Source organism: Streptomyces sp. NPDC101393 (genome assembly GCF_044767385.1).
In the GTDB taxonomy this organism is placed as follows: domain Bacteria; phylum Actinomycetota; class Actinomycetes; order Streptomycetales; family Streptomycetaceae; genus Streptomyces.
In genome coordinates this window covers 484732-494519 of sequence record NZ_JBIWNU010000002.1, presented here as the reverse complement: position 1 = coordinate 494519, position 9788 = coordinate 484732, and the positions used below count along the sequence as shown (strand labels likewise).

Here is a 9788-nt window from a genome sequence, read left to right as displayed (position 1 = left end):
AAGAAGACCATCAAGGTTCGCAAGAACAGCAACTACCTCGGCACCCTGCTGGGCTGAGGTGATTCTGCGGGTTCCCTTTCGAGGGGGCTGCGTATTCGTGGAGCGAGGAGGGGGAGGGGGTGACAGTCGTGAAGAAGACCATCAAGGTTCGCAAGAACAGCAACTACCTCGGCACCCTGCTGGGCTGAGGTGATTCTGCGGGTTCCCTTTCGAGGGGGCTGCGTATTTGCGGAGCGAGGAGGGGGAGGAGGTGACCGTCATGAAGAAGACCATCAAGGTTCGCAAGAACAGCAACTACCTCGGCACCCTGCTGGGCTGATCTGATGTGAAGTGCTGCCCTCCGAGGTAGCGCGTATGTGCGAGGCGGGTCGAGGTGTTGGCTCGACCCGCCTCGCTGACACTGCAATCGATCAGGGAGTGTCACGATGATTATCGTTCGACCTGATGCCTATCGCCAGTACATGACGGGCCGTAAGAGATTCGTGCTGATCCTGGAAGAGCAGTTCATGGACTCTTTCGAGATCGAGCACGGAACCCGCTACGAGCAATACACCAAGGTGACGGCCGAGCCCGGCCGGCCGTTGGCCGACATCCTGAGCCGTGAGGTGCGCGAGGGCAGCGACGTCCTTGTCATCGCCGAGGACGACCTGCTCCTGACGGCACCCGCCGTCGCGATCGGCCCGGAGCGCACCGTCGCCACCCTCCGGGCAGGTACCGGCCCGCTCGCCCTGAACCAGGTGAGTGCCCTGCTGGAGGCGTTGGAGAAAACCGACCCCGACGCCGTGCGCCAAGGCGCCGACACGCTGACCGCCGCGCTGAACGCCGCAGGTGGGCTGACACTTGACGACCCGCTGACCGGCTCCCTGGCGAAGCTGACCTACGCCCATCCGACCTGGTCCTGGACGGACACCGGCGTCTTCCAGCCGGGCGTGGTCCAGGCAGCTCCGGCCGGCCGGCACCGACTCTCCGCTGACGGGGTGGGCACCGTCATCACCGGTCAGATAGCGGTGAAGGGCTGGCCCGTGGTGCGCAGCCGCACGCCCGGCACCGTGCAAAGCCGCAAGCTCTTCGAGCAGTTGACGGCGCTCTCGCACTACCCGCTGGTCCTGACGGTCGAAGACGGCACGGTGAGCGACTTGCGGGCGGCCGAGGCCGGTTCGGCGAAGGCAGCCGTGGCGCTGGAGCAGCTCTTCACCGCCGACCCGGGGCACAGCCGGGTCGCGGGTCTGGAATTCGGACTCAACAACGCTGTACCGCTGCTCCCCTTCAACTCCGAGTCCAATGCCACCGGTACGGGCAAGGCCACGACCTCCGTCCATCTCGTGCTGGGGTCGCTGCCGGCCACGCCGTTACAGGTGGTCCTGCCGTGCTCGATCAGCACGCTCACCGCCCTCGACTCCACCACGCCGCTGGCCGGTGCCGGGACGGCCGCACAGGGCGAGGGCTCGACGCGTCCCCGCCGCCGGATGAACCGCGTCACGTCCGCCGGCTGCGGCTGCCACTGACGTCACCCGTCGGTCGCGTGCCCGCTGCGCATCCGGCCTCCGGGCATGTGCCGCGGCGAAGGATCGCCGCGCGGCACCGGAGCACGATCCGTAGGAGACCTTCGCGATGACCGCACCCGTACAGCATGCGCAGGCCCGCCCCCTGTGGGAGCAGCGCATGCGGGCCCCTCGCTACACGCTTCCTGCCTGGGCCAAGAGCGCGCCGGACCGCTGTGTGTTCGTCAGCGACCGCTCCGGCGTCGCCCAGGTCTACTGCTGGGACCGGACGGCGGGCACCGTCCGCCAGGTCACTGATCGTGCCGCGGGTGTGCAGAACTGCGCGATCGAGGCCACGGGCAAGGCCGTGTGGTGGTTCGCCGACACCTTGGGCGACGAGCGCGGGCAGTGGCTGCGGCAGCCCTTCGGCGGAGGGGCCGACGTGCCCGCGGTGCCCGGGGCGAGCCCGTACTGGCCGACCGGCCTGGCGATGGGGCTGCGCGGGCACGCCCTGATGGGCTGTACGACGGAGGACGGCACGGCCATCAGTGTGGTCGAACCCGGCGGCAGGACACGGGAGTTGTACCGGCACGACGAGCCCGCCCAAGCCGTCGACCTGTCGCGGGCCCTGGACCTGGCGGTGATCGCGCACAGCGAGCGCGGCGACCTGTGGGACCCGGGAATCCGGATCCTCGCCATGGACGGCAGCACCGTCGCCGATCTCGAAGGTGAGGCGGTCGGCTTCTCGCCCGTCCCGGGTGACTCACGGCTGCTGCTGCTCCAGGCGCGCGAGGACCGCTACGAACCGGCGATCTACGACCCCGGCACCCGCGAACTCCTCGAACTTCCCCTCGGACTGCCGGGCGAAACGGCCGTCGAGTGGTTCCAGGACGCCCGGTCCCTGCTGGTCGTCCACGACCACCAGGCCCGGTCCCACGTCTACCGCTACGACCTGGACACACGCCAGCTCACCCGCGTGCGGACCCCGGAGGGCACCATCGCGCATGCGCGCACCCGGCCCGAGGGCGACGCCTGGTTCCTGTGGTCGGACTCCGTGCGGCCGCCGGCCTTCCTCGGACTGATCGAGGACCTGCGCTTCCCGTTGGCCGACCAGCCGCCGCCACCGGCCGCGGTGGCGCGGGACGTCTGGGTGGACGGCCCCGGAGGCCGGATCCACGCACTTCTGAGCCTGCCGGACACGGCACAGGACACACCCGCCCCGGCGATCTTCATGCTCCACGGAGGCCCCGACGACCACGACACGGACGCCTTTGAACCGGAGGTGGCCGGCTGGGTCGACCAGGGCTTCGTGGTGGTGCGCGTCAACTACCGCGGTTCGACCGGCTACGGGCGCGCCTGGACCGAGGCGTTGCGCCCGCGCGTGGGGCTGACCGAGTTGGAGGACATCGCCGCGGTACGGCAGTGGACGGTGGACCAGAAGATCACCGACCCCGACCGGCTGATCCTCGCCGGCTGGTCCTGGGGCGGATATCTGACGCTGCTCGGCCTGGGGGTGCAGCCCGAAGCCTGGGCGCTGGGGCTGGCGGGCGCCCCGGTGGCGGACTGTGCGGCTGCGCACCACCAGGCGATGGGCGAGATCCAGGCGCTCGACCGGAGCCTGTTCGGCGGCTCGCCCGCCGAGGTCCCCGAGCGCTACCGCCAGGCCTCCCCGATCACGTACGTGGATGCGGTCCGAGCTCCCGCCTTCCTCTGCGCGGGGGCGAGCGATGCGCGCTGCCCCATCGACCAGGTGCGTGCCTATGCTGCACGGCTCGCCGAGCGAGGCATCCCGCACGCATTCCAGGCCTACGCAGCCGGGCACAGCATGACGGACGTGGAGGAGCGGGTGGCGACGTTCCGACGGCAGCTGGAATTCACCCGCCGTCATCTGCCGCCGGCCGCCCGCTGAACCGGCGGTTGCCACGCAGGCGCCACCGCACCGCATCTTCGACGAAGGGACACCCCGTGAACGGACTGTTGGCGAGCGACATCACCACTTCGCAGCGCAGGAGCGAGATCCCGATCTGCCGCCCGCCGCGCCGCCGCGATCTGCTGCTGCGCTGGAACCCTCCCGCCTGCTACTCCAGCGCTCCCGCGATCCGCGACAGGTGCGCGCGGAACGTGTAATCGGGGTCCGCGCGGCGTCGGTCGACGTACTGATCCCACTGCAGCTGCGCGCGTAGGCTCACGCCGTCCAGAGCCTTCTCGGACTGGCGGTGCTCGGCGCGGACGATCTCCTGAGCGGCGGCCGACACCGCCTTGTAGGCGGTGGAAGGGACGACGAGCAGACCGTCGGCGTCGGCCACGACCACATCGCCGGTCTCCGCTTCGAACGGCTCCTGCGCGGGAGTGTGGCCGGATGCGTTGGGGCGTGGCCGCGGTGATGCGGGGCAGGGACCCCGGCTGAACACCGGCAGGCCGATGACGGCGAGTTCGTCGGTGTCCCGGTGACAGCCCCACACCACGAGGCCCGCGACGCCCGCCAACCGGGCCTCGATCGCGACCAGATCACCGACACACGCCTCGTCCGTCAGCCCGGCGTTATCGATCAGCAGCACCTCGCCTTCCCGGACCTCATCGAGGCCTTCGAAGATTGACGCCACTCCCTGCGTGTGCCGGATGCGCCGCAGCGGCCCGGCGAGCCGCATGCCCGGGGCAGCCGGCCGCAGCGGCTGCGGTGGCATGCCGAGGGGGATGCCCAGCCGGGCGCCGGCATCCCACAGTGACGCTGTGGGCCACACCTGGTCCCGAGGGAAATCGACGACCGTCATGAGCACCTCCATGTAGCACTGACTCTCGAAGCGGCCCGCACAGGCCGCACGGGTCTCGCGGGCCTGGGGCCCCTACTGCGGCGTCGCTATCCCGTCACCAGGCGGGTCAGGGCTGTCGCGGCGGCGCCCAGGAAGACGACGAGCAGGGTCGGCCACTTCCGCCAGATGCCGAACGCGCCCACGGCCAGGCCCACTGCGCGCGCATCGACGGCCAACGCCTGCCCGCTGGTGAATATCTGAGTGGCGATCAGGGCCGCGAGCAGAGTCGGCGCCATCAAGGCCACCACCCGCTGCATGGTGCTCGGCAACTCCCGGCCACCCAGCAGAACAGGGCCCGTCGCCTTCAGCGTCATGGAGACGGCGCCTACCAGGAGTACCGCCAGCCACACTCCGCTCATCGGTTCCTCAACCCCAAAAGGCAGGCGGCGGTCGCCGCGATCAATGGGACACCGGGGGAGACGAACGGTGCCAGCGACAGCGCGATCACCACTCCCAGTGCCGAGACGGCCAGCGCGCTGCGGTTGGCGATCTGCCCCTTGAGGAGAGCCAGGAAGAGCACGGGCGAGACCACATCGAGTCCGAAGCGCTCAGGATCGCCCAGATACTGCGCCCCGAGCAGCCCCACCGCGGTGCCTCCGACCCAGGCGCAGTACACGAGACTGCCGGCGCCCAGCAGGCGACCACGCGAGTAGCGTCCGCCGCCCAGATGCCCGACGGCCCACGACTCGTCCACCACCAACTGCGCCGACAGGAAGCGTTTGATGACGCCGCCCGACATCGCCGGCGCCACGCTGATCCCGATGGGTAGATAGCGGGAATTCAGCAGCACGGCCGCCACGATCGCCGCCGTGATGCCGCCGCCGGTGCCCACCACCGATGCCGCCGCGAACTGGGCGGATCCGGCGAAGGTCGTGAGGGACATCGCTAAAGGCGCTAACACCCCCATATCGGCGGTGCGTGCCACCACGCCGAACGATACGGCGAAGCAGAAAACCGCGATGGCCAGCGGGACCGCCATCCGAAGCCCGCGCAGCGCTTCCTCGCGGAAGTCGGCGGAGGCAGAATATCCTTCCGTTGTGGGAACCGGAGCGGGTATTGCCTGTTGTGAATCCATTCACCCCTCCACCTCGAAGCGGGCAGCAGAGGACCGCTGCACGCCTTTGGCACGGTGCCGTCGGCAGGTACCAATAGTACGGAGCCATGATGAAGTTTGCTAGTTACTCTGACGGTTCGGCGACATGGGCCGAAGACCTGGTCAACACGTATAATCTCGTCCGCAAAAGAGAAAAGTTGCCTGATACCGCGACATTGGCAGAACTGCTGATCGAGCACGGCATCCGCCTCAGCTCCGTGCCCACGGACAAGGACCTCGCCGCCGCCCGCGCGCTGCGTCCCGTGCTGCGCGAGGTCTTCGACAATGCCGACGAGGAGCACGCGGTCGCCCTGCTCAACCGCATACTGGCCGACCACCACGCCGTCCCGCACTACACCAACCACGACGGCTCGCCCTGGCATCTGCACGTCGCCGACGAGCACGCCTCCCCCGTGGACCAGTACGCCGTCAACGCCGCCATGGGGCTGCTCGGCGTCATCGCCACCAGCGGCATGGGCAGGCTCCACCACTGCAACGGACGACGCTGCTCCGAGGTATTCGTCGATACCTCCCGCAATCAATCCCGCCGCTTTTGCAGCCCTCAGATCTGCGGAAACCGGGAACACGCCATGGCGCATCGCGCCCGCCAAAGGTGAAATGCGCGCCCGAAAGAATGTCGGCGTGCCCGGTGTGGCGGGCGCCCGGACCCTGACCTGCCGGGGAAGACGGTCGTGGACGGTGACGACCGCTGGGCCCGCTTCGTAGTGAGGCGTCGCGCTCACCCAGCGCCCCCACCGCGCGTCCCGCGGGCGGGGTTCCGCCGTGCCCCTGCGCGCACAGGAGCACGGCGGGAGTTCAGCCGGCCGTGCGCGGGATGCGCTTCTCCCATGTCCGGTGGAAGACGACCTCGCCGCCCTCCTTGCACACCACTTCGTTGGAGGTGATGAAGTCGGTGGCGTCCGCGGCGATTTCGGAACGTGTCTCGATCAGCACGTCCCAGGACAGCTCCGGCCGGTGCAGCCGGATCGTCCAGTCGGAGCGGGTGCGGGCGGAGAGCGGGTCGTTCTCCTGGATCGTGTACGTCTCCAGCGCGTCCTCGGTGAATTCGAGGCCGTCGGGGTAGATGCGGGTACCGCCGTAGCGCGGGTCGACCTCCATCCGCCATTCGCCCTTGGCGACATCGCGGATCACCAGACGCTCGGGACGCTGTGTGGCGGGATCGGCGGGGTAAACGACGCCGAGCGGCTCCGACTGTTCCGGCTCCTCGAAGCGGATCGCCGGATCCTCGGTGGGCCGGCGCACCGGCAGCTCGAAGGAACTGCCGTCCGCCTCCAGGGTGAAGCCCGTGGAGCCGGCCTGCGGCCAGATCCACGGCCAGTACGACGACGAGACCGCGAGGCGGATCCGGTGGCCGGGAGGGAAGGTGTGCCCGATGCCGTTCAGCTCGAACGTCACGTCCTCGGTCGCCCCGGCCGGCCAGTCCTCACAGCGGTCCCGGCCGTGCCGGGCGGAGAGGTTGAGGACGCCGCGGGTGACGAGGGTGGAGGAGCCGTCCGGCGCGACATCGCAGAGCCGGGCGATGGCCTGCCCGCGCGGTACGTCCATCCGGATCCGCAGCTTCACCAGGGGGCGGCCGAGGATCTCGATCGGGCCGTCCTCGACGGGGAAGTCGAAGGACGCCGACTTGGCGTCCTCGTCACGCTGGTCGGGCGGCAGATCGGCGTCATTGCCGAACGGGAAGTAGCGCCCGGCGTCCATCCCGGTCTGCTGGGGCGAGTCGACCCGCTGCGGTCCGCCGTGGAGGGCGTGGACGACCGGCTCGACATTCGGCGAGGGCCAGCTGCGGTCACCGACCCAGCGGCCGGGCAGCGTCTCGTACACCGTGGCCGGCCGGTGCGACTCGCTGATCCAGGACCGCAGCAGGGGCTCGGACATGACACCGGTGTCCGTGCCCTTCAGATGCTGGTCCCACCAGCGCAGCGTCTCCTGGAGGAAGCCGATGGCGGGCCCGGGCGGCAGGCCGCGGTCGGGGTACTGGTGCGACCAGGGCCCGATCAGTCCGCGGACCTTCGCCGGGTCCAGGTGCTCGACGAGCCGCAGCACGGTGTCGCGGTAGGGGTCGTGCCAGCCGCCGACCGCGAGCACCTGCGCCTGGATGGCGGAGTAGTCCTCGCTCACGCTGCCGTGCTTCCAGTAGGCGTCGCGGGTCTGGTGCGCCAGCCAGGTGTGGATGAAGGGGTCCACGGCGTCGAGCCGCTCGCGCCACATGTCCTTCCACTTGTCGCCGACCTGCGCCGGATCCGGCGGCCGGGAGACGAAGGCGAGCATGGTCGCGGCCCAGGCGTGCATGTCGACGCCGAGGACCGAGCCGCCCATGTAGTGGACGTCGTTGTCGTAGCGGTCGTCGGCCGAGCAGACGGTCACGATCGCCTTCAGCGGCTCGGGGTTGAGCGCGGCGATCTGGAGCGAGTTGAAGCCGCCCCAGGAGATGCCGAACATCCCGACCCGGCCCGAGCACCACTCCTGCTCGGCGAGCCAGTGGATGACGGCCACCCCGTCGGCGAGCTCCGTCGCGTCGTACTCGTCGCCGGGCAGCCCCTCGCTGTTGCCGTGGCCGCGCACGTCGACCCGGACGGACGCGTACCCGTGGCCCGCGTACCAGGGGTGGCGCTGCCAGTCGCGGGGCGCCGTCCAGTCGCTCAGCCGGTAGGGCAGGTATTCGAGGAGCGCCGGCACGGGTTCGTCGGTGACCGGCCGCCAGATCCGGGCGTACAGCCGCGTGCCGTCCGGCAGCGGGATGCGGACGTCCTCGTGGGTGGTGTCGTACGGAAGAGCGGTGTTGATGTGCATGGCGGTACCTCAGTGGACGGGGTGCATGGTGCGCTTGAGCCAGGGGGCGGCGGCGATCATCGCCACACCGGCCGCCACCGCGATGGCGCCATTGACGCCGAAGTAGGACGGGTTGGACACCTGGCCGTACAGCTTCACTGTCTGCGCCTGGATCCCGTTGGCGACGGCCAGCGACAGGAACCACAGTGCCATCGTCTGGCTGGCGAACGCCTTGGGGGCGAGCTTGCTCGTCGCGGACAGGCCGGAGGTCTCCAGCAGGACGTCGCCGAGCCCGAGCAGCAGATACGAGCCGACGATCCACCATGCGGCCATCTTGTACGTGTCGTCGGAGTGCCCGGAGGTCGGCAGGGCCATCAGGAGGAACGACAGGCCGCCGAGAATCACCCCGAACGCGATCTTGTTGGAGGCGTGCGGCTGGCGCCTCCCCATCCGGACCCAGACCGCGGCCACGACGGGCGCCAGGGCGACCTCGAAGGCGCCGAGCGCGGAGGCGTACCAGCCGGCCGGGAAGGCGAAGCCGAGGATCTCGGTACGGGCGTTGGTCGACGCCAGCAAGATCATCGTCGAGTACGCCTGGAAGAGGATGAAGTTGAAGAAGACGGACCCCAGGAACAGCACCACGTACGCGCGCAGCCTGCGGCGCTCTTCGGAGGTGACCCGGGGGCTCCTGAACATCACCGCGAAGTAGACGACCGGCGCGATCACCGAGACGAGGGTGAGCAGATCGACGAAGCGGTCGATGGTGAGCCGGCCGGCCAGCCCCAGGGCGGTGGCGACCACGGCGACCACGACCGCGCCGAGGACGATGAGCCGTACGGCGCGCCGCATCGGTGCCGGCGCGAGCGCGAATTCGGCCGTGTGCTTGGGCCCGGCAAGGTGGCGGCGGCCCAGGACGTACTGGATCAGGCCGAGCGTCATACCGAGGGCGGCGGCCGAGAAGCCCCAGTGCCAGCTCGCATGGTCGCCGAGCCAGCCGGTGATCAGCGGGCCGAGAAACGCGCCGATGTTGATGGCCATGTAGTAGAGGGCGAAGCCGGCGTCACGGCGTCCGTCGTCGGTGCGGTAGAGCTTGCCGACCATGGTGGCCACATTGGGCTTGAGCAGGCCCGTTCCGGCGCTGATCAGCCCCAGGCCCACCCAGGTCATGGCGGCGTTCGGCACCGCCATGGCGTAGTGCCCGCAGGCGATGAGGATGCCGCCGTACAGGACGGCGCGGTAGGAGCCGAGGATCCGGTCGGCCAGCCAGCCGCCCGCCACGGAGACGAGGTAGACCAGGGTTCCGTATGCCGCCGAGACGGACGCGGCGGCACCGGCCTCCATCCCCAGGCCGCCATGGCTGACGGTGTCGGCGAAGTAGAGGACCAGGATGGCCTGCATGCCGAGGAACGAGAACCGCTCCCAGACCTCCAGGCCGGACAGGGTCATCAGACCCCGTGGCTGGCCGAAGAAGAACGTGTCGTCGCCGGGTGGGGACGGGGCCGGATCGGTGTCGGGGGAGGTGTGGGACAACGGGACTACTCCTGATCATGTGAGCTGACCAGAACTTACCGGCGGTGACAGGAGGCCGACCATGGTGGTCCAAAGGGCAAGACC

8 protein-coding genes are annotated in these 9788 nt (G+C 69.7%); 3 read left to right on the top strand and 5 right to left on the bottom strand.

Going from position 1 to position 9788, the window contains the following annotated elements:
* Window positions 1–425 precede the first annotated feature (425 nt).
* Window positions 426–1505: a hypothetical protein gene (locus ACIRQ7_RS07720; protein WP_404260761.1), complete on the top strand. Its 1080-nt coding sequence runs from the start codon at window positions 426–428 to the stop codon at window positions 1503–1505.
* Between the two features lie 106 nt (window positions 1506–1611).
* A complete protein-coding gene (locus tag ACIRQ7_RS07715) occupies window positions 1612–3390 on the top strand; it encodes a prolyl oligopeptidase family serine peptidase (RefSeq protein ID WP_404260760.1) in 1779 nt (592 codons plus the stop codon).
* 169 nt (window positions 3391–3559) lie between these two features.
* Here the strand turns inward: ACIRQ7_RS07715 and ACIRQ7_RS07710 are convergent, their stop codons facing one another.
* The 3 genes from ACIRQ7_RS07710 to ACIRQ7_RS07700 all read right to left on the bottom strand — a co-directional run bounded on the left by ACIRQ7_RS07710 (window position 3560) and on the right by ACIRQ7_RS07700 (window position 5366).
* Window positions 3560–4252, bottom strand: a complete 693-nt coding sequence (locus ACIRQ7_RS07710) for an RraA family protein (RefSeq protein ID WP_404260758.1) — start codon at window positions 4250–4252, stop codon at window positions 3560–3562.
* A gap of 86 nt (window positions 4253–4338) precedes the next feature.
* Window positions 4339–4650 carry an AzlD domain-containing protein gene (locus tag ACIRQ7_RS07705; RefSeq protein ID WP_401468803.1) on the bottom strand — a complete coding sequence of 104 codons (312 nt, stop codon included), beginning with the start codon at window positions 4648–4650 and terminating at the stop codon, window positions 4339–4341.
* Window positions 4647–5366, bottom strand: coding sequence for an AzlC family ABC transporter permease (locus tag ACIRQ7_RS07700; protein ID WP_401468806.1), 720 nt, complete (start codon window positions 5364–5366; stop codon window positions 4647–4649). The genes ACIRQ7_RS07705 and ACIRQ7_RS07700 overlap by 4 nt, the downstream gene beginning before the upstream one ends.
* Window positions 5367–5452: 86 nt before the next feature.
* On the opposite strand from ACIRQ7_RS07700, the gene ACIRQ7_RS07695 reads away from it, so the two are divergent.
* A complete protein-coding gene (locus ACIRQ7_RS07695) occupies window positions 5453–6001 on the top strand; it encodes a CGNR zinc finger domain-containing protein (protein WP_404260757.1) in 549 nt (182 codons plus the stop codon).
* A 199-nt stretch (window positions 6002–6200) separates the two neighbouring features.
* Here the strand turns inward: ACIRQ7_RS07695 and ACIRQ7_RS07690 are convergent, their stop codons facing one another.
* Together ACIRQ7_RS07690 and ACIRQ7_RS07685 are read right to left on the bottom strand one after the other, a co-directional pair.
* Entirely contained in the window at window positions 6201–8195 is a 1995-nt protein-coding gene (locus tag ACIRQ7_RS07690) for a CocE/NonD family hydrolase (RefSeq protein WP_404260756.1), read from the bottom strand.
* A gap of 9 nt (window positions 8196–8204) precedes the next feature.
* Entirely contained in the window at window positions 8205–9704 is a 1500-nt protein-coding gene (locus ACIRQ7_RS07685; RefSeq protein ID WP_401468812.1) for a peptide MFS transporter, read from the bottom strand.
* Between the last annotated feature and the right edge of the window lie 84 nt (window positions 9705–9788).

Coding starts and splice junctions, on each gene's coding strand:
- ACIRQ7_RS07720 (WP_404260761.1), top strand. CDS start 426: ATGATTATCGTTCGACCTGATGCCTATCGCCAGTACATGACGGGCCGT.
- ACIRQ7_RS07715 (WP_404260760.1), top strand. CDS start 1,612: ATGACCGCACCCGTACAGCATGCGCAGGCCCGCCCCCTGTGGGAGCAG.
- ACIRQ7_RS07710 (WP_404260758.1), bottom strand. CDS start 4,252: ATGACGGTCGTCGATTTCCCTCGGGACCAGGTGTGGCCCACAGCGTCA.
- ACIRQ7_RS07705 (WP_401468803.1), bottom strand. CDS start 4,650: ATGAGCGGAGTGTGGCTGGCGGTACTCCTGGTAGGCGCCGTCTCCATG.
- ACIRQ7_RS07700 (WP_401468806.1), bottom strand. CDS start 5,366: ATGGATTCACAACAGGCAATACCCGCTCCGGTTCCCACAACGGAAGGA.
- ACIRQ7_RS07695 (WP_404260757.1), top strand. CDS start 5,453: ATGATGAAGTTTGCTAGTTACTCTGACGGTTCGGCGACATGGGCCGAA.
- ACIRQ7_RS07690 (WP_404260756.1), bottom strand. CDS start 8,195: ATGCACATCAACACCGCTCTTCCGTACGACACCACCCACGAGGACGTC.